21 protein-coding genes are annotated in these 19,050 nt (G+C 63.8%); 8 read left to right on the forward strand and 13 right to left on the reverse strand.

From position 1 onward, the window contains the following. Positions 1–273: 273 nt before the first annotated feature. Positions 274–1,167: a LysR family transcriptional regulator gene (locus AC1RL5_RS30165; protein WP_011059913.1), complete on the forward strand. Its 894-nt coding sequence runs from the start codon at positions 274–276 to the stop codon at positions 1,165–1,167. 9 nt (positions 1,168–1,176) lie between these two features. Further along, entirely contained in the window at positions 1,177–1,773 is a 597-nt protein-coding gene (locus tag AC1RL5_RS30170; protein WP_015634594.1) for a tRNA-uridine aminocarboxypropyltransferase, read from the forward strand. An 80-nt stretch (positions 1,774–1,853) separates the two neighbouring features. Here AC1RL5_RS30170 and AC1RL5_RS30175 read toward each other — a convergent pair whose 3' ends face one another. Next, positions 1,854–2,249, reverse strand: a complete 396-nt coding sequence (locus AC1RL5_RS30175) for a YbaN family protein (protein ID WP_011059915.1) — start codon at positions 2,247–2,249, stop codon at positions 1,854–1,856. A gap of 10 nt (positions 2,250–2,259) precedes the next feature. Continuing rightward, complete coding sequence (locus AC1RL5_RS30180) at positions 2,260–2,847, reverse strand: UPF0149 family protein (RefSeq protein ID WP_011059916.1); 588 nt, start codon at positions 2,845–2,847, stop codon at positions 2,260–2,262. A gap of 274 nt (positions 2,848–3,121) precedes the next feature. On the opposite strand from AC1RL5_RS30180, the gene recQ reads away from it, so the two are divergent. Together recQ and AC1RL5_RS30190 are read left to right on the forward strand one after the other, a co-directional pair. Further along, positions 3,122–5,248, forward strand: a complete 2,127-nt coding sequence (gene recQ, locus AC1RL5_RS30185; protein ID WP_065363346.1) for a DNA helicase RecQ — start codon at positions 3,122–3,124, stop codon at positions 5,246–5,248. A 119-nt stretch (positions 5,249–5,367) separates the two neighbouring features. Continuing rightward, the gene (locus AC1RL5_RS30190; RefSeq protein WP_011059918.1) at positions 5,368–5,802 is read left to right on the forward strand and encodes a MarR family transcriptional regulator; all 435 of its coding nucleotides are present in this window, start codon (positions 5,368–5,370) and stop codon (positions 5,800–5,802) included. 96 nt (positions 5,803–5,898) lie between these two features. Here AC1RL5_RS30190 and AC1RL5_RS30195 read toward each other — a convergent pair whose 3' ends face one another. Continuing rightward, positions 5,899–8,088, reverse strand: a complete 2,190-nt coding sequence (locus tag AC1RL5_RS30195) for a patatin-like phospholipase family protein (protein ID WP_093406624.1) — start codon at positions 8,086–8,088, stop codon at positions 5,899–5,901. A 71-nt stretch (positions 8,089–8,159) separates the two neighbouring features. On the opposite strand from AC1RL5_RS30195, the gene AC1RL5_RS30200 reads away from it, so the two are divergent. Beyond that, positions 8,160–8,447: an Rdx family protein gene (locus AC1RL5_RS30200; protein WP_011059920.1), complete on the forward strand. Its 288-nt coding sequence runs from the start codon at positions 8,160–8,162 to the stop codon at positions 8,445–8,447. Here AC1RL5_RS30200 and AC1RL5_RS30205 read toward each other — a convergent pair. Continuing rightward, positions 8,441–9,334: a DMT family transporter gene (locus tag AC1RL5_RS30205; RefSeq protein ID WP_015634597.1), complete on the reverse strand. Its 894-nt coding sequence runs from the start codon at positions 9,332–9,334 to the stop codon at positions 8,441–8,443. The two genes, AC1RL5_RS30200 and AC1RL5_RS30205, sit on opposite strands and share 7 nt — an antisense overlap. A gap of 51 nt (positions 9,335–9,385) precedes the next feature. Then, complete coding sequence (locus tag AC1RL5_RS30210) at positions 9,386–10,201, reverse strand: helix-turn-helix transcriptional regulator (RefSeq protein ID WP_093406615.1); 816 nt, start codon at positions 10,199–10,201, stop codon at positions 9,386–9,388. Positions 10,202–10,333: 132 nt separating this feature from the next. Between AC1RL5_RS30210 and AC1RL5_RS30215 the strand changes: the two genes are divergently transcribed. Further along, positions 10,334–11,155: a UDP-2,3-diacylglucosamine diphosphatase gene (locus AC1RL5_RS30215; RefSeq protein ID WP_011059923.1), complete on the forward strand. Its 822-nt coding sequence runs from the start codon at positions 10,334–10,336 to the stop codon at positions 11,153–11,155. A gap of 22 nt (positions 11,156–11,177) precedes the next feature. Here AC1RL5_RS30215 and AC1RL5_RS30220 read toward each other — a convergent pair whose 3' ends face one another. Further along, positions 11,178–11,768, reverse strand: coding sequence for an HD domain-containing protein (locus AC1RL5_RS30220; protein ID WP_015634600.1), 591 nt, complete (start codon positions 11,766–11,768; stop codon positions 11,178–11,180). A gap of 74 nt (positions 11,769–11,842) precedes the next feature. Further along, positions 11,843–12,154: an Mpo1-like protein gene (locus AC1RL5_RS30225; RefSeq protein WP_011059925.1), complete on the reverse strand. Its 312-nt coding sequence runs from the start codon at positions 12,152–12,154 to the stop codon at positions 11,843–11,845. A 159-nt stretch (positions 12,155–12,313) separates the two neighbouring features. Here AC1RL5_RS30225 and AC1RL5_RS30230 point away from each other — a divergent pair, with 159 nt between their 5' ends. Continuing rightward, the gene (locus AC1RL5_RS30230; protein ID WP_011059926.1) at positions 12,314–13,375 is read left to right on the forward strand and encodes an AraC family transcriptional regulator; all 1,062 of its coding nucleotides are present in this window, start codon (positions 12,314–12,316) and stop codon (positions 13,373–13,375) included. On the opposite strand, the gene AC1RL5_RS30235 is transcribed toward AC1RL5_RS30230, so the two are convergent. Next, a complete protein-coding gene (locus AC1RL5_RS30235) occupies positions 13,332–14,786 on the reverse strand; it encodes a TrkH family potassium uptake protein (RefSeq protein ID WP_011059927.1) in 1,455 nt (484 codons plus the stop codon). The genes AC1RL5_RS30230 and AC1RL5_RS30235 overlap by 44 nt on opposite strands. Before the next feature lie 122 nt (positions 14,787–14,908). Between AC1RL5_RS30235 and AC1RL5_RS30240 the strand changes: the two genes are divergently transcribed. Then, positions 14,909–15,475, forward strand: coding sequence for a nitroreductase family protein (locus AC1RL5_RS30240; protein WP_011059928.1), 567 nt, complete (start codon positions 14,909–14,911; stop codon positions 15,473–15,475). 81 nt (positions 15,476–15,556) lie between these two features. On the opposite strand, the gene AC1RL5_RS30245 is transcribed toward AC1RL5_RS30240, so the two are convergent. From AC1RL5_RS30245 to AC1RL5_RS30265, 5 genes are all read right to left on the reverse strand, one after another. Next, complete coding sequence (locus AC1RL5_RS30245; protein WP_011059929.1) at positions 15,557–16,897, reverse strand: sensor histidine kinase; 1,341 nt, start codon at positions 16,895–16,897, stop codon at positions 15,557–15,559. 66 nt (positions 16,898–16,963) lie between these two features. Then, a complete protein-coding gene (locus tag AC1RL5_RS30250; protein ID WP_015634603.1) occupies positions 16,964–17,401 on the reverse strand; it encodes a Spy/CpxP family protein refolding chaperone in 438 nt (145 codons plus the stop codon). Between the two features lie 143 nt (positions 17,402–17,544). After that, positions 17,545–18,222 (reverse strand): response regulator transcription factor, encoded by a 678-nt coding sequence (locus tag AC1RL5_RS30255; protein WP_011059931.1) that lies wholly within the window; start codon positions 18,220–18,222, stop codon positions 17,545–17,547. Positions 18,223–18,229: 7 nt separating this feature from the next. Then, positions 18,230–18,640 (reverse strand): SH3 domain-containing protein, encoded by a 411-nt coding sequence (locus tag AC1RL5_RS30260; protein WP_019093743.1) that lies wholly within the window; start codon positions 18,638–18,640, stop codon positions 18,230–18,232. Between the two features lie 110 nt (positions 18,641–18,750). Further along, complete coding sequence (locus AC1RL5_RS30265; RefSeq protein ID WP_011059932.1) at positions 18,751–19,050, reverse strand: YciI family protein; 300 nt, start codon at positions 19,048–19,050, stop codon at positions 18,751–18,753.

The following is a 19,050-nucleotide window of genomic DNA, read 5'->3' on the forward strand; positions in this document are numbered from 1 at the left end:
AAATGTAGTGCGGGGAAAGAATCGCTACGAACAAATACTTAGTTCAGATTTTTCTAAACTAATGGCCGATGGCGCGCTAGACTCCCGCGCTGCTCCCCGGGCCCTTGGTGGCGAGGGAGCTTGCTCCCGTCCGGTGGTGCAGCCACCGTTATCCGGGTTGCAGGGTTGGATTGAAAGCGGGCATGGAGGCCATCGGGGTTGCTTTGCCGCTCGGCGAGAACCCGCACCCTCGCCGCAGGGACGTTGTCGTTTTGCCTGTTATCGGAGCCTGTCATGGCCAACGCTTTACCTGATCTGAAACTATTACGCATCTTCGTCAGCGTGGTGCGGCATCAGGGGTTCGCCAACGCCCAGCACGAACTCAATCTTTCCACCTCGGCCATCAGCACCTACATGAGCCAGCTGGAGGCATCCCTGGGCCTGGTGCTCTGCCACCGTGGCCGGGGCGGTTTCAGCCTGACCAGCAAGGGCGAGCTGTTCCACCAGGAAACCCTGCGCCTGCTGGGCGAGCTGGAAGGTTTCGAACAGTACGCCGCAGCCCTCAAGGGCGAGCTTCGCGGGACCCTGAACCTGGGGGTGATCGACTCCACGGTGAGCGATAAGGCCCTGCCGTTCGCCGAGGCCATCGGCGCCTACAGCCAGGAGCATCCGGCGGTGCACCTGCACCTGTCGGTGATGAGCCCCCACGAGTTGCAGCTGGGGGTGCAGGACAATCGCCTGGACCTGGCCATCGGTGCCTTTTCCACGCGCATGAGTGGCCTGGTGTACATGCCGCTTTACCGCGAGCAGCATTGGCTGTATTGCAGCAACCGTCACCCGCTGTACAGCGAGCGGCGCATTCCCGAGCAGGTGATCACCCAGCAACGCATGGTCGGCCGCGGCTACTGGAGCCAGGCCGAACTGGCCCGGCACGGCTTCAAGCACAGTGCGGCGACGGTGGAGAGCATGGAGGCGCAGTTGATCCTGGTGCTGTCCGGCGCCTACATCGGCTACCTGCCGGAGCATTACGCCCAGGCCTGGGCGGACAAGGGCGACTTGCGGGTGCTGCTGCCGGCAACCTTTGGCTACCAGGCGCCGTTCTCCATGATCATGCGTCGCGGACGCGGTCGAGAGCCGCTGATCCAGACCTTTCGCGACCTGCTCAAGGCGCAGCTCAACCAGTCATAAGGAGGTCCCATGTCTCGAGCACGCTGCGAGCGTTGCCTGCGCCCTGCGGGCCATTGTCTGTGCCCGCTGATTCCCCAGCTACCCAGCCGCACCCGAGTGCTGTTGTTGCAGCATCCCAGTGAGGTCAATCATGCCTTGAACACCGCACGTCTGGCGGCGCTGGGGCTGAACAACGCCGAACTGGTGGTGGGGGAGGTGTTCGAGGAGCTGCCGGCGTTGCTCGACCAGCCCGGATATCGAGCATGCCTGCTGTTCCCGGCGGATGATGCCCGGCCATTGCAGGCCTATGCCGAGACGGATGCACCGCTGCTGCTGGTGGTGCCCGACGGCACCTGGCGCAAGGCGCGCAAGTTGCTGCACCTCAATCCGTTGCTGGCGGCGCTGCCAAGGGTGACCCTGGCGACTGGGGTGGAGTCTCGCTATCGCCTGCGCAAGGCCCCGGGGCCGGGAGCCTTGTCCACTGTGGAAGCGATCGTTCAGGCATTGCAGGTACTTGAAGCTCCTGCTTCGTTCGAGCCGCTGTTGCGGCCTTTCGAGGCCCTGATCGAAGGGCAGATTGCCGCGATGGGCGAAGACACCTACCAGCGCAACCACGCCAAATCCTGACCGCTCCCGAATCTGGCGCCGCTGCCGCAGGCGGCAATGGCGCGCGGTGGCCCCGTTCTTGCCGGCCACCCCATAAACCTTCAGGAGCGCCGCAGAGTCTTCTGCCGCAGGATATAGAGACTCACCAGCACTGCGCTGGTCAGCATGAAACCCCGGGCCCAGGGCGATGGCACCAGGTAGCAGGAGAAACCGATGCTCAACCACATCAGGCCGATGGCGTAGACCTTGCCCTTGAGCGGAATGCCGTTGCCGTCGAGATAGTCGCGGATCCACGGACCCAGGCGTGGGTGTTGCACCAGCCATTGGTAGAAGCGTGGCGAGCTACGGGCAAAGCAGGCGGCTGCCAGCAGCAGGAAAGGTGTGGTAGGCAATACAGGAAGGAAGATGCCCACTACCCCCAGCGCTACGCTCGACCAGCCGATGGCCAGCAGAACGTAACGCCATAGCAGGGGGCGTTGGCCTATGGGCTTGGCCATAGGCAACGACTCAGTGGTGGCGCGGCTTGAGCAGCGCAGGTTTTTCGTCGGGGGCGTTGCACAGCAGGTACAGCGCGGTCAGCGCTTCCGGGATCTGCACGATCATGTCGTCCATCAGGTTGGCATCGCTGGCGATGTCGGAGAACTCTGGCTGTTCATCGAACAGGCCGGAACCCACCATGATCGGCAGCAGCATCTCGCTGACTTCTTCCTCGGCGGTTTCGAACCAGGCCGCTTCACGCAGGAACACGCCTTCCATGAAGCCGATGCACCAGCCGCGCAGGTCGGAGTCGTCCGGGTCCTCGCCCAGGTCGAGTTCGCAGGGCAGCTCGAATTCTTCGTCGGAAGCCAGTTGGCGGGCGATGTGTGCCTTGAGGGCCAGCAGGGTCGACTCGATGGCTTCGCGTTCGGCGTCGTCACGGTAGTGCGGCTCTTCGGCGAACAGGGCGTCGATCCATTCACGGTCCGGAACGCTTTCGGAGCAGATGGACAGCGCGGTCAGGTAGCCGTGAGCGGCCACGTAGTCCAGCGCCTCGTCGTGCAGATCATCTGCATCGAGGAAGACTTGCAGGCGGGTTAGTTGCTCAGCGAAGGACATTGACGGCTACCTTGGGGAATAAACGATGCTGAATTCTAGGCTTTCTTGCGCGCTCAAGCCAGCCGCGGTGCCGATTTGAGCGGTTCTAAAGGTTACCAGCGGTCCATTGTCGGTGCCCTCTGCCGGGAAGGGGTCGGGTATACTCGCGCGTTTTGTGATGCCCTGCAGGCTGGTCGTCCGCTCCGGACAAGTCCGCTAACGCAAATGTCGGTGAAGCGTGCCGGCTTTTCGTCCAGTCTGCCCCCAGGGATTTCAGCGATTTTTGGAGTTTTTCATGCTCGAACAGGCTCAACGCGTCCTCAAGGACATCTTCGGCTACGACAGTTTCCGTGGTCGCCAAGGTGCGATCATTGAGCGCGTGGCCAGCGGCGGCGATGCCTTGGTACTGATGCCCACCGGTGGTGGCAAGTCGCTGTGTTTCCAGGTCCCGGCGCTACTTCGCGAAGGGCTGGCGGTGGTGGTTTCGCCGCTGATCGCGCTGATGGACGACCAGGTTGCGACCCTGGAGGAACTCGGTGTCGCAGCGGCAGCCCTGAACTCCACCCTCAGCCCCGAGCAGCAGCGTGACCTGGCCGCGCGCATCCGGCGCGGCGAAGTGAAGATGCTCTACCTGGCCCCCGAGCGCCTGGTCCAGCCGCGCATGCTGGCGTTTCTGCAGAGCTTGGAAATCGCCTTGTTCGCGATTGATGAAGCCCACTGTGTGTCCCAGTGGGGCCACGACTTCCGCCCCGAATACCTGCAATTGGGGCAACTGGCGGAAATGTTCCCCCAGGTGCCGCGCATTGCCCTGACCGCCACGGCTGACAAGCGCACCCGGGAAGAGATCGTCAATCGCCTGCACCTGCAGGATGCCGAGCGTTTTCTCTCCAGCTTCGACCGGCCGAACATCTTCTATCGCATCGTGCCCAAGGAGCAGCCACGCAAGCAGTTGCAGGCCTTCCTCAACGAGCGGCGCAGCGATGCCGGGATCGTCTATTGCCTGTCGCGCAAAAAGGTCGACGAAGTGGCTGCATTTCTCTGCGAACAGGGTTTCACCGCGCTGCCCTACCATGCCGGGTTGCCCAATGAGCTGCGGGCCTATCACCAGAAGCGCTTCCTCAACGAAGAAGGCCTGATCATGGTGGCCACCATTGCCTTCGGCATGGGCATCGACAAGCCCAACGTGCGCTTCGTGGCCCACATGGACTTGCCCAAGTCGCTGGAAGCCTACTATCAGGAGACCGGTCGCGCCGGCCGTGACGGCCTGCCGGCAGACGCCTGGATGGCTTACGGGCTGCAGGACGTGCTGATGCTCAAGCAGATGCTGCAGAACTCCGAGGGCGACGAGCGCCACAAGCGTCTTGAGCAGCACAAGCTCGATGCGATGCTGGCCCTGTGCGAGGAAACTCGTTGCCGGCGCCAGACCCTGCTGGCCTATTTCGATGAAGACATGCCGCAACCCTGCGGTCACTGCGACAACTGCGTCGATGGGGTACAGACCTGGGACGCCACCGAGCCGGCACGCCAGGCGCTGTCGGCGATCTATCGCACTGGCCAGCGCTACGGTGTCGGTCACCTGGTGGATGTGCTGCTGGGCAAGGATACGGAAAAGGTCCGCAGTTTCGGCCATCAGCACCTGTCGGTATTTGGTGTCGGCAAGGCCCGCAGCGAAGGCGAATGGCGCTCGCTGTTCCGCCAGCTGGTGGCCCGCGGCCTGGCCGACATCGATCTGGAAGGTTATGGCGGCCTGCGCCTGAGCGACAGCTGCCGCCCGCTGCTCAAGGGCGAAGTGACCCTGGAGTTGCGTCGTGATCTCAAGCCGCAAACCACCCCCAAGAGCAGCACCAGCCAGGCCAGCCAACTGGTACGGGGCGAGGAGCGCGAGCAGTGGGAGGCGCTGCGGGCCCTGCGACGCAAGCTGGCGGAAGAACATGGGGTGCCGCCTTATGTCATTTTCCCCGATTCCACCTTGCTCGAAATGCTCCGCAGCCAGCCCGGCTCCATGGCCGAAATGGCCGAGGTCAGCGGCGTGGGTGCGCGCAAGCTGGAGCGTTATGGCGCAGCCTTCCTCGAAGTCCTCGGCGGCGGTGTCGAGGCGCCGAAAGTGGTTGCCGACCTGCGCCATGAACTGATCACCCTGGCTCGCGCGGGGATGACTCCGGTGCAGATCGCCGGCCAGTTGCAGTGCACGGAAAAGAACGTCTACACCCTGCTCGCCGAAGCCATCGGCAAGCAGCAGCTGTCGCTGGAGCAGGCCCTGGACTTGCCGGAAGACCTGCTGGGAGAGATCCAGGATGCGTTCCTCGACGGCGAGGGCGAGTTGCCGCCAGTGGCCGAGGTTATCCCGGTGTTTGCCGGAAGGGTGCCGGAAGGGGTGCTGTATTGCGTGCGTGCGGCCTTGGAGTCGGAGTTTGAAATGTGAAGGGGTGCGTCAATGTTGTAACGATTCAGTCCCTTACAGGCCTTGCCTCCGGGCAAGGGGCATGCTTAGCTGACTAATAATTAGTTTTTCTTTATTTTCAGTCTGATCATGAGTGTTTTATGCCGTTAACCGATGAACACCGTTTTGGTATGCAGCTGGCGCATATGTCTCGCGGCTGGCGTGCCGAACTGGACCGCCGCCTGGCGGGGCTCGGCCTGTCCCAGGCCCGCTGGCTGGTGCTGTTGCATTTGGCCCGCTTCGAAGAGGCGCCCACTCAGCGCGAGCTGGCGCAAAGCGTCGGCGTAGAAGGGCCGACCCTGGCCCGGCTGCTGGACAGCCTGGAAACCCAGGGCCTGGTTCAGCGCCAGTCGGTGGTGGAAGATCGCCGGGCGAAGAAAATCGTTCTCTGTCCGTCCGCCCGGCCCTTGATCGAACAGATCGAAACCATCGCCACCGCCCTGCGTCATGAGCTGTTCGTTGGTGTTGACGAAGAAGACCTGCGGGTCTGCATTCGCGTTCATGAGCGCATCCTGGCCAATCTGGAAAAATCCTGACGCCTTCAACCGGGGTTGCCTGACCCCGGTTTGTCTTGTTCCTCTGCCATTCTGAATTCAAGCCTGCTGCGCCCATGGGCGTTTTTTGCGTGCCTGTCAAAAGGTCTGGCCCAGATTCAGTGACAGGGCTTTCTGATTGTCGTCGTTGAAGCCGTAGCTGAAGTTCAGCGGCCCCAGCGGCGTGTCGAAGCCGAGAAAGATGCTCGCCGCGTTGATGTAGCCGCTGTCGAAGGCATTGTCGTTGTTCCACACCCGGCCCCGCTCCAGCGAGCCTCCCAGGTACAGTGGAAAGTCCAGGGGCAGGTAGGAGCGCGGTGTCAGGCGACGGAAGTACACGGCGCGAGCCAGGCTGATGTTCTGCCCGGAGAGGGCGTCCTGACGGAAACCGGACAGTTGTCGAGCTCCACCGAGCAGGAAGCTGGACGTCACCACGTCGGCGTTGTCCAGGGTCCGGCCATAGCGACCGCCCAGGACAAAGGTATTGGGGCCGCTGCTCAGCGCCTTGTCCAGCTTGAACTCCCACTGCCGGTAGCGATTGTCCGAACCCAGGCTCGGTTCGAACTGGCGCAGGCTCAGCTTGATGTCTTCGCCGGAGTGAGGAAAGTAGACGTTGTCCAGCGAGTCGAAGGAGTACTGCAACTGGTAGTAGCCTTCGTTGAAGTTTTCGCTGGGCAGGTTATGGTCGCCGATGCGCACATCGGCCTTGCCCCAGGCCTCGCCGACGCCGAAACGCACTTCGCCGCTGTTGCCGATCTGGCGCCCGAGGTTGAGCCCGAAACCGTAGCGTTCCACTCGATATTCGGCGATCGGGTCGTTGTCCAGCACCGCCTCGACGTTCTGCGCTTCGGCGGCGATGAAGGGCGCAATGAAGTAGCGTGAACCGGCATCCAGTGGCTGGTAGAACTCGCTGTAGAGTTCCTGCTGATCACCGATCTGCACCCGGGTCAGCCATTCTGCACCCAGGCTGTTGATGCCGTTCATGCGGTAGCTGGCGCCGATATTGAACGCGCTGTCGCCACGCATGTCATCGGACAGGTTGAGCCCCAGGCGCAGGTAGTCGGTACCACTGCGCTTGCCCCGGGCGCTGATCACCAGGGTGTTGTCCTGCCCCTTGTGGGCTACGCGATACTGCACCTGTTCGAAGAAATCCAGGCCGTACAGGGTGCCCATGTCGGTTTCCAGGCGGCCCAGGTCCAGCGGCTCGCCGATGCGCTGGCGGATGTAGTAGCGGATCACTTCGTCGCTGACCTTGGAGTCGTTTTCCACCTTGATCGCGCTGATGATCGGCGTGCGCTGGCTGGGCTGGCGCGCAGCGGTCAGTTCGGCATCCAGCGCATGGGCCGGACGCAGACGGGCCAGACGCGCGTCGAGGATGCGGGTGGCGCGGTAGCCGGCGTCGATCATTTCCTGGGCCCGGCCAAAGTCGGTAACGCCAAAGCTCGACAGCGCTGGCTGGATCAGTACGTCGTCCTTGTGCAGTGCCGCCAGTTGCACCTCCGAGTTGCGCCGGGTCATCAGGGTGATGGACTGGTTGAGCACGTCGACCACGGTATTGAGTTGCTTGCGCGAACGCAGCGGTGTGCCAATGTCCACCACGATGGCGATGTCGACTCCCATGTCCCGTGCCACGTCCAGGGGAATGTTATCGGTCATGCCGCCGTCCACCAGCAGGCGGCCATCCAGTTCCACCGGTGCGAAGACCGCGGGGATCGACATGCTGGCGCGGATCACCTGGGGCAGGTGGCCCTTGCGAAACACCACTTTCTCGCCGCTGGCGATATCGGTGGCCACGGCCCGGAAGGGGATAGGCAGCTTGTCGAAGTCACGGGTATCGCTGGCGTGGGCCAGCTTGCTTTCCAGCAGCAGTGCCAGGTTCTGTCCCTGGATCACCCCCAGCGGCAGGCCCAGGCTGCCATCGTCGCGGAAGCTGAGCTTCTGCTTGACCAGAAAATCCCGGTCGTCCTGCTTGCGCCGGAACGGCACGTCTTCCCGGGGCGGGGCATCGGACAAGGCCTGTCGCCAGTCGATGTCCAGCGCGAGCTTTTCCAGCTCGTCGATCTTGTAGCCCGAGGCATACAGCCCTCCGATCACCGCGCCCATGCTGGTGCCGGCGATGGCGTCGATGCGGATGCCCTGTTCCTCCAGGGCCTTGAGCACCCCGATGTGGGCCAGGCCGCGGGCGGCGCCCCCAGACAGCACCAGGCCGATTTTCGGTCGTGGCGCTTCGGCAGATTGAGCGAGCAAGGGCAGCAGGCAGAGGAACAGGCAGGACAGCAGGCGGCGCATTACGGTTCTCGGGGCGGGCGATAAAGCCGGCTATTATAACGACGCCCTTGAATCCAGGAGTCGGCTGTACCATGACTGAACGTAAACCCGAAGTGATCATCACCTATTGCACCCAATGCCAGTGGCTACTGCGGGCGGCGTGGCTGGCCCAGGAGTTGTTGAGCACCTTCAGCGACGACCTGGGCAAGGTGTCCCTGGAGCCGGCAACCGGCGGGGCTTTTCGCATCACCTGCGATGGCGTGCAGATCTGGGAGCGCAAGGCCGATGGTGGCTTTCCCGAGGCCAAGGTGCTGAAGCAGCGGGTTCGCGACCAGATCGACCCCGAGCGCGACCTGGGCCACAACGACCGTACTCAGTGAGAGCCGGCTTCAGCCGTGGCTGCCTTGCTGCCCGAACCCGCCGACAGGCGGCTTGAAACCACGATGGCAACGATGATCAAGGCCCCACCGAACAACATGCGCAGGGTCGGGTTTTCGCCGAACAGCAACCAGGCCACGGTAATTCCGTAGACCGGTTCCAGGGCAAACACCACCGCTGCGGTGCGCGCCTTGATCACTGCCAGGCTGGCGACAAACAGGCTGTGGGCCAGACCGGTGCAGAAAATTCCCAGCAGGCTGATCCACAGCCAGTCCATGGCCCGCACCTGGCCAAGCTCGGGAGCCGCCACCGGCAACAGGCACAGGGCGACCACCACGTTTTGACAGAGCGCCGCCTGCACCGCGGGGATCCGCCCGGAGCTGGCGCGGTTGTTCAGTGACAGCAGCGCAAACAGCAGGCCCGAGCCCACGGCCCAGAGCAGGCCGGTGGTGGCCTGGCTGGCCAGGTCGAAGTCCGGGGTCACCAGCACCAGGCCGATGCTGACCAGTAGCACCAGCAGCATTTCGTTGAAGCGGATCCGCTCGCGGAAGATCAGGCCTTCGAGAATCACCGTGAACGCCGGAAAGCTGGCAAAGCCCAGGGTCGCGATAGCCACCCCCGCGACCTTCACCGCCACGAAGAAACTCACCCAGTGCCCGGCCAGCAGCAGGCCGCTGAGCAGCAGGCGCCGCCAATCGGTGGCGGCCAGTTTCTGCCAGGGGGTGTTGCTCGCCAGGCGGGCGAAGACGCCCAGGGCGAGCACGGCAAAGGCTGCACGACCGAAGACGATGACCGCGGGCGAAGCGGCGGCGAGCTTACCGAATACACCGGTCAGGCCGAACATCAGGGCACCGATATGCAAGGCGCCAAGGGCGGTACGCGGAGTCATTTTTATCCTTAACCACAAGACGGGCAGTAATGGCCTTAGGCGGCAATGGGCTCAGTCTACGGGCGGGGCGGCCTGTTGGTCTGTCGCGATCCTGGCGTTTTTTGTCGAGGGACTAGCGTCTGCCCCTTGGCGCAGTTGGCGCGGCGAGTGGCCGTACTGCCGCAGAATCGCCGCGCCAAAGGCACTCTGGGAGCTATAGCCCACGCGGCTGGCGATTTCGCCCATGGGCAAGGTCGATCCGCGCAACAGTTCCAGGGCCATGTGCAAGCGCCGGCGTCGCACGTATTCCATGGGGCTGGCCCCGCACTCGGCGATGAACCGTGCATGCAGGCGGGCAGCCGACAGCCCGGCGATACGGGCCAGGTCGGCCACCTGCAAGGGGTGGGCGGCGTGACGATCGATATGGGCATTCAGGGCGGCATAGGGCAGGCGGCGCTCGCCGGGCTGGCTGTCGGCTCGATGATTGAGACTGGCCAGCAGCAAGACCGCGCCTTGCTGGGCAATCAAGGGGTCGTCCACCGGGCTGTCCGCCAGCCAGTTGACCAGGCGGCTCTGGCTCGGCCCCAGGACCTGGTGTCGGGGCGCATCGAGCAAACGCCGGCTGGCCTCGGCATGTTCCCCCAACGATTGCTGCACCCAGTGTTCGCCGGGTATGTCCAGCACCAGGCAATGGCTGCCGCTGGGGCTGCCGCAGACATGCCGGGCGCCGGCCGGCACCACCACGAAGCTCTGCTGCTGCACCTGGCTGCCCTGGCCTTCGACTTCGAAATCGAGCTGGCCACGCAGGCCGAACACCAGTTGCGCATGTTCGTGGCTGTGGGCGATCAGGTCATGGGTGTAGTGGCGCAGGGTGAGGATAGATCCCATCACGGTCTCCTTGGCAGGCGGCCAGTCTACACCGGCGGTCGGGCGTTTCGCGCTGTCATCGCGCTGCCGCATTTGTGTCACAGGCTATTAATCGCTGGGGCGCAAGCTCGCAAAAAATCCAGGAGAGCGTCCATGACCCATGCCGAACTCGCCAAGCCCAGCCGCAAGCAACGGGTGCGGACCCTGTGGATTTCAGATGTGCACCTGGGCACCCGGGATTGCCAGGCCGAACACCTGGCACGCTTTCTCAAGGCCTATCACGCCGATCGCATCTATCTGGTGGGCGACATCATCGATGGTTGGAAGCTGCGCGGCGGCATGTACTGGCCCCAGGCCCATACCAACGTGATCCGGCGCCTGCTGACCATGAGCAAGCGTGGTACCGAGGTGATCTACGTCACCGGCAACCACGACGAATTCCTGCGACGCTACTCCAGGCTGATTCTCGGCAATATCCAACTGGTGGACGAGGCGGTACATGTCACTGCGGACGGGCGTCATCTGCTGGTGATCCACGGCGATCAGTTCGATGTGATTACTCGCTATCACCGCTGGCTGGCCTTTCTCGGCGACTCGGCCTACGAATTCACCCTGACCCTCAACCGCTGGCTCAACCACTGGCGGGCGCGTTATGGCTATGGGTACTGGTCGCTGTCGGCCTACCTCAAGCACAAGGTCAAGACGGCGGTGAGCTTCATCAGCGATTTCGAGGAAGCCATTGCCCACGAATGCGTCAAGCGCGAGTTACACGGGGTGGTCTGTGGCCATATTCACCATGCCGAGATCCGCAAGGTGGGCGAGGTGGATTACCTCAATTGCGGTGACTGGGTGGAGTCCTGCACGGCCCTGATCGAGCACTGGGACGGCAGCATCGAGCTCTATCGCCTGGCCGAAGCCCAGGCCCGTGAGGCCCAACTCAAGGCTGAGCGGATGAAAGTCGCGGAGCCGGCCTGAGCCCGGGGCCGAACACGGTTTTTCAGGCCGGGCTGGCCTGCTCCATGGCCGCCTTGTACAGCGACTGCCGGGGCTGGGCGAACAGCCGTTGCAGCATGGGCTCGAAGAAGCTCAGGGGCAGGCTCTCGTAGGCCGGATCGAAGGCGGCGGCGTCGTACTTGGCGCAGAACTCGGCGGTGTACTGGTACAGCGGGTGGTCACTGAACTGCTCGCGCAGGTGGCGATCCATGCCCAGGTGATGGAAGAAGTAGTAACCCTGGAAGATCCCGTGCTTCTCCACCATCCACAGGTTTTCCGGGCTGACAAAGGGCTTGAGAATGGCGGCGGCGATATCCGGATGGTTATAGGAACCCAGGGTATCGCCAATGTCGTGGAGCAGGGCGCAGACCACGTATTCCTCGTCGCGCCCGTCATGCCAGGCGCGGCTGGCGGTCTGCAGCGAATGGGTCAGGCGGTCCACCGGGAAGCCGCCGAAGTCGCCTTCCAGCAATTGCAGGTGGGCCAGGATGCGTGTCGGCAACTGCTTGGCGTAGGCACTGAAATCCGCGGCGATAATCGCCCAGTCCTCCTGGGTGCCGTCCTGCATATGGGTAAAGCGCGCATGGGTGTTCATCGGCCATCCTCTTGTTGTCATGGGGCGGGTCTGCAAGGCCTGGCCCTGTGGGGAGCCGCTGGCGGCCCTGGGGTCTAGAAGGGCACCTTACCGAGGATCATGTCGCGGTACATGACGAAGTCCCCCAGCAAGCTGTACAGCGGATGCTGGAAGGTGGCCGGGCGGTTTTTCTCGAAGAAGAAATGCCCGACCCAGGCGAAGCCATAGCCGGCTATCGGCAACACCAGCAGCAGCCACCAGGCGCCTTTGCCGATGGCCAGGGCGAGGATGAAGATCACCAGGCTGGTGCCGATGAAGTGCAGGCGTCGGCAGGTGCTGTCGCTGTGCTCGCTCAGGTAGTAGGGGTAGAACTCGGCGAAGCTGTTGAACTGTCGGATGTTTTCCATGGCCGCGATCTCTGTGTCTGTTGTTCTGTCGGCGGATGTTCGGCGGGGAGCTTATTTGAGTCTAGAGTCCTTGGCGGCGCAGGCCAGTGACAATAGGCGCCACTTTAGTATCCTTGGGAAATTGGCCGTAGCATGCGGCTCATCATGTAAGAACCCCTCATGAGCGAACGAACGACTTCTGCAAGCTGGACCCTGGGCATCGTCAAGGCCCTGGAGATGGACGGCCTGGATTGCCGGGCCTTGTTCAAGCAGCTGGGGCTCGACTACGGTGCCCTGGAAGATCCCGACGCGCGCTTCACCCAGGACTCCATGACCCGGCTCTGGCAGCGCGCCGTCGAGCTTTCCGGCAACCCGGCGATCGGCCTGAACATGGGCAAGGTGGTGCGTCCGGCGTCTTTTCACGTGGCCGGGTATGCATTGATGTCGAGTCGTACCCTGGCGGAGGGGTTTCAGCGGCTGGTGCGTTATCAGCGGATCATTGCCGAAAGCGCTGACTTGAGTTTCCGCCTTCTTCCCGAGGGCTATGCACTGATCCTGACGGTGCATGGCGACCATCTACCGCCCACCCGGCAAAGTGCCGAGGCTTCGCTGGCCTGTGCCCTGGCCTTGTGCGGCTGGCTGACGGGGCGCGCGTTGCAGCCGCGCAAGGTGTTGCTGCAGGGCGAGCAGCCCGGGGACCTGCAACCCTACAAGGACATGTTCCACGCGCCCCTGGTGTTTGCCGCGCCCTTTGATGCGCTGATCTTCGAGCGTGCCGACATGGAGGCCACGCTGCCCACCGCCAATGAGGCCATGGCCCTGCTGCACGATCGTTTCGCCGGCGAATACCTGGCGCGCTTCTCCGAAAGCCGGGTGACCCACAAGGCGCGGCAGGTCTTGTGTCGCCTGCTGCCCCAAGGGGAGCCCAAGCGCGAGATGGTGGCGCAGACACTGCACCTGTCCCAGCGCACCTTGCAGCGCCGCCTGCAGGAAGAGGGCACCAGCTTCCAGGCGCTGCTGGATGACACCCGCCGGGAACTGGCAGAGCAGTACCTGGCGCAGCCGCGCATGACCCTGCTGGAAATTGCCTACTTGCTGGGGTTTGCCGACCCGAGCAACTTCTTCCGTGCATTCCGCCGCTGGTTCGATGCCACGCCCGGTGAGTATCGGGCGCGCTTACAGGCCGCGCCGGCCCCGGTCAATGACGCCAGAATGCCGGAATACACAACACGAACACCGTGATGATTTCCAGCCGGCCCAGGAGCATGCCCAGGGACAGGATCCACTTGGCGGCGTCCGGCAGGGTCGAGAAGTTGCCGGCCGGGCCGATGGTTTCGCCCAGGCCCGGGCCCACGCCCGACACGGTGCTGGCGGCACCGGTGAGGGCGGTCATCCAGTCCAGGCCCAGCAGCGACAGGGCCAGGGCGATCATGCAGATGGTGATGGCGAAGAAGAACGAGAAGGTCAGGATCGAGCGGACGATTTCTTCGTCCAGGCGATGGCCGTTGTACTTCTGCTTGATCACCGCCCGCGGGTGGATCAGCTGATTGAGGTTGGCCTTGAGCAGGATGTAGGCGACCTGGAAGCGGAAGATCTTGATCCCGCCGGCAGTGGAGCCGGAACAGCCGCCGACAAACCCCAGGTAAAAGAACAGCATCAGTGAGAAATTGCCCCACAGGCTGTAGTCGCCCAGGGCGAAGCCGGTGGTGGTAACCACCGACGTCACGTTCAGCGCCACGTGGCGCAGGGCCTCGAGCCAGTGCAGGTTGGTGGTCCACCAGTACCAGGTGCCGAGTACCAGCCAGGTCACCAGCAGCAGCCCGAGCAGGCCCTGGACCTGCTGATCCTTGATCAGCGCCCGGCGGTTGCCACGCAAAGTGGCCACATAGAGGGTGAAGGGCAGGCTGCCGAGGATCATCACCACCACCGCCACCCAGTGCACCGCCGGTTGCTTCCAGTGGGCCAGGGAATCGTCCGAGGTGGAGAAACCGCCGGTGGAGATCGCCGACATGGCGTGGTTGATGGCATCGAACACGTTCATCCCGGCCCACCAGAACGCCAGGCTGCCAAAGATGGTAATGCCCACGTAGGTGGCGACGATCAGCCGGGCAACCATGTGCGAGCGCGGCATGACCTTTTCCGAGCGGTCCGAGGATTCGGTCTGGAACAGGCGCATACCACCGATACGCAGCAACGGCAGGATCGCCACCGCCATGCCAATGAAGCCGATGCCCCCCAGCCAGTGCAGCATCGAACGCCAGATCAGGATCCCAGGCGACATGCTGTCCAGGCCGCTGAGCACGGTGGCGCCGGTGGCGGTGATGCCGGACATGCTTTCAAAGAACGAGTCGGTGTAGCTGATGTGCTGGGTCAGCAGGAATGGCAGGGCGGCAAAGATGCACACCACCAGCCAACTGGAGACGGTCAGCAGGTACATGTCGCGGGGGCGCAGATGAACGTGCTCGGGGCGCCCGGGGATCACCAGGGCCAGGCCGGCGATAAAGGTGATCATGCTGGCCCAGAGGAAGGACGGCAGGTCGCCGGTACGTTCGAAGACCACCAGGGTCGCCATCGGCACCACCATGGCGATCGCCAGGGTGATGAGGAAGATGCCGATGATGAAACCAATGATCCTTAAGGTCGGCAACGCCATGTATTCCGCTCGGGCTGGTAGATGAAGGGCGCCCATTCTACCTGCGGGGCAGGGCATGTAAACCGGCACCCGGTCGGCAGATCCCGCTAGAATGGCCGGACATTTTTTTCAGGAGGTGGCCGATGGAGGCTCTCGACGCTTTGCTCAACCGTGTTTCCGTGCCGCGCCTGGTGGAGCCCGCGCCTAGCGCCGCGCAGCGCGAAGCCTTGTTCGCCGCCGCCCTGCGCGCGCCGGATCATGGCCAGTTGCGCCCCTGGCGGTTCCTTACCGTCGAAGGTGCGGCACGCGAGCAGTTGGGCGAGTTGCTGGTGGAGGCGGTACAGCTGCAGGGCGGCGAAGTGACCCAGGCGGCCCTGGACAAGGCCCGGGCCATGCCCCTGCGCGCACCACTGGTGGTTGTGGTGGTCGCCCGTTTGCAGGAGCACTTCAAGGTGCCCAGGAGCGAGCAGTTGCTGGCAGCGGGCTGCGCGGCCCACGGTATCCTGCTGGCGGCCTACGCCCAGGGGATCGGCGCGGTGTGGCGTACTGGCGAGTTGTCCTACTCGCCCCATGTAGCCAAGGGCCTGGGCCTGGAGGACGGCGAAGAGATCATTGCCTTCCTGTATCTTGGCACGCCGCTGAATGAGCCGCGGATCGCCCCCAAGGTCGATACCGCCGAGTTCGTCAGCGCCTGGACTGCCAAGGCCTGATTTTCCTCTTCTAACGCTGTGTACCTCGCGGGCAAGCCCGCTGTTGCCGGACCCGGCGGCAGCGGCTTGCCCGCGTTGCGTTCAGGCCTGCACCACGGCGCCGGGGACCAGGGGCAGTTCCAGGGTGGCGATGAATCCGCCCTGAGGGTGGTTGGCCAGCAGCAGGCTGCCACCGTGACGCTCTGCGGCGCGGCGGGCGATGGCCAGCCCCAGGCCATGGCCCGGAGCGCTTTGCCCCGGGGCGCGGAAGAAGGGCTCTCCCAGCTGGCTCAAGTGCTCGGCTTCTACGCCGGGTCCATGATCGCGCACGCTGATCTGGATCTTCTCGCCCTGGCGTTGGGCCGTGACTTCGATCGCTTGCCCGGCGGGGTTGAAGCGCTGAGCGTTGCGCAGCAGGTTGTCCACTGCCCGCTCCAGCATGGTCGGCCAACCGCGCAGGTGCAGCTGTGGCGGGGCGGTTATCAGCACCGGCTGTTCCGGGCAGGCCAGTTGCGCGTCTTTCTGCACGGCGACCAGCAAGGCGTTGAGGTCCACTTCTTCGGCGCTGGCGTTGTCCGCATCGACCCGGGCCAACACCAGAATCTCGCTGATCAGCGCTTCCAGGCGGTCACATTCGCGGGTCAGCCGCGGCCAGAGCTTTTCCCGTTCTTCGGGGGCGGCCCGTTCCGCCAATGCCAGGGCGATGCGCAGGCGGGCCAGGGGCGAGCGCAGTTCGTGGGACACGTCCCGCAGCAGTTGGCGCTGGCTGCCGATCAGGCTCTGCAGGCGCGAGCCCATGCGGTTGAAGTCCCGGGCCAGTACACCGAATTCGTCGCGGCGGTTGGACAGGCGCGCCAGGCTGTTCTGCTGGTAGGTGGCCTGGCCCAGGTCGTGTACCGCGCCGCGCAGGCGGCTCAGGGGACGAGTGATGGACAGGGTGACCAGGAGGCTGAACAGGGTCAGCACCACCAGGGCGATGGCCAGGGCGCTGAGGGGCCAGGTCAGGCTGTCGCGGTGCCAGGCGTCCAGTTCCGGATGGGGGATGCGATAGATGAACAGGTAGGTGTCGCCGGTTTTCGGGCTGGTGTACTCCGCTGTCAGGCGGCGCCAGGGCAGGTGCCGGTCGTCATTGTTCTGCCGGGCTTCGAAGGCCGCGGCGCGGCGCGGGAAGGTGCCGCGAACCACCGGGTCGCCGCTCTCGTTGAGCACCTGGACATCGATGTGGTACTGGCGCTTGCGCTGCTGGAGGATGTCCTGGGCGGCGTCCTCGCCCTGGTTCTCGTAGGTCTGTGTCCATTCCTCGGTCAGGCTGTTGAGGCCAGGGTGACGGCTGAGGATCCAGGCATCCTGGTTGAGCATGTGCCCGAGCAGGATCGACAGCCCTGCAACCAGGGTGATGGCCAGCCAGAAGCTGGCCAGGATGCGCCAGAACAATGAACGCACAGGAACTCCTCGAACGCGAAAGCCCAGTGGGGGGAGGCCACTGGGCTGGGGGTGGACGCTAGCGCATTATTGCGCTTTTTGCGGTTGCTGCGCTTTCCAGGCCTTGAACTCGGCCCATTCGGCGCGACGCTCCTCTTGTTTCTTGACGATGGCGTCAAACTCTTTCTGCTGCTCTGGCTTGAGCAGGGCGCGGATATCGGCCTGGGTCTTCTGGTGCTTGGCGGTCAGCTCATCCTTCATGGCTTTCTGATCGGCCGGCGAGAGTTTCTCCAGGTACTTTTCCACCACGGCCTTGCGGTCGTGCATTTGCTCGCCCATCAGCTTGCCGATCTGCTGGCGCTGTTCGCGGCTCAGGTCCAGTTGGCTGAAAGGGCCTTTGCCGCGCATGTGCTCGCTGTGCCGAGGGCCGTCCATGGGGCCCATCGGGCCGTGACCTTCCGGCATGGCCATGGCCACGGTTGGCAGGGCGGCGGCGAACATCAGAGCGATCAGGGTCTTGCGCATGGTGTATCTCCTTGTCTCATTCCCGGTAAGTTCCGGATGAGTTCAGGTTACCCAGATCAAGGTCAGCGGCAGTCAGCGGAGGGTAAAGCTTGGGTAAAGAAGGTATTTCACGGCCCTGACATATCTGCCAGGGCACATCGGGATCAGAGGCTGTAGTAGTAGCCGCGGCTGCGCAGGGCGACGATCCGTGGACGGCCGTCGGGGTGCGGGCCGATCTTCTTGCGCAGGTTGCTGACATGCATGTCCAGGCTGCGGTCATACAGGGTCAGCTTGCGGCCCAGTGCGATCTGCGCCAGTTCCTGCTTGTCCAGGGGCTCGCCCGGTTGCTTGAGCAGGGCTTCGAGCAGGCGGCTTTCGGAAACGGTCAGGGTAATGTCCTGCTCGTCGATGTTGACCACACCGCGCAGCGGGCTGAAGCACAGGTCGCCCAGTTCCATCTGGCTGGAGGCCGCCACCGGATGGCTGCGGCGCAGTACGGCACGCAGGCGGGCGGTGAGTTCACGGGGGTCGCAGGGCTTGGCCAGGTAATCGTCGGCACCCAGTTCCAGGCCGAGGATGCGGTCCAGGGGTTCGCCACGGGCCGAGAGCATCAGCACCGGCAGGTCGGGGTGCTCATTGCGCAGTTGCTTGAGCAGCTCCAGGCCGCTGCCGTCGGGCAGCATCACGTCCAGTACCACCGCTGACGGCGCCGTTTCGGCCAGGGCGCGACGGGCGCTCAGGCCATCGTGGCAGGCCCGCACCAGAAAACCTTCCTGGCTCAGCCAACTGCTCAGGAGCTCGCACAGCTCCTGGTCATCATCAATCAGTAACAGGTCGCTCATGAATCTCTCAATTTAGCCATTGTCGACGCTTGCGATGCCCGCCACTGGCGAAGATCCCGCAGAGCAGGGCCAGAAGGGCCACGCCGCCGCCGGTGACGAACCACTGCTGTTGATCGGTCAACAGGCGGGGTGCCGGGTTGGCCTGGGCCTCTTTGAGCTGCAGCTTGAGGCGCTGGTTCTCCTGGCGCAAGCGGGTCAGTTGGGGGCTTTCCCGTTCGGCATCGGTATTTTGCAATTGTTTGCTCAGTTCATCGCGCAGGCGCTCGCTTTCTTTCAAGCGTTGCTGCAACTCGGTGATCTGACTGCCGGCGCTCAGGGACAACGGCGTGGAATGGCCGGTGTCCTGGGTTTCCTCGGCAAGGGCTGGAGCCCCGATCGACAACATGACCAACAGCAGGCACAGCGGACCTTGGCGCATCGAAACTCCTGATTCCAATCGAGTGTTGGGCAGGTTGTCGGCAGTCAAACGAGAATAATGAGCGATTGAGAGCGCGATGAACCGCGAAGGTTCATCGCACCCGGGAGGATTTACGGCATCGATTGCTTGAACGGCTTGACCAGTACATGGGCGTAGACGCCGCAGGTCACGAACGGGTCGGCGTCGGCCCAGGCCTGGGCGGCGCTCAGGGAGTCGAACTCGGCGACGATCAGGCTGCCGCTGAAACCGGCCGCGCCCGGGTCATTGCTGTCGATCGCCGGGTGCGGGCCGGCGAGTACCACGCGCCCCTGGTCCTTGAGCACTTGCAGCCGCTCCAGGTGCGCCGGCCGGTTGGCCAGGCGTTTTTCCAGGGAGTTGGCGACGTCTGTGGCAATGATTGCGTAAAGCAT

It is taken from the genome of Pseudomonas sp. GW822-FHT06D10 (genome assembly GCF_058799535.1).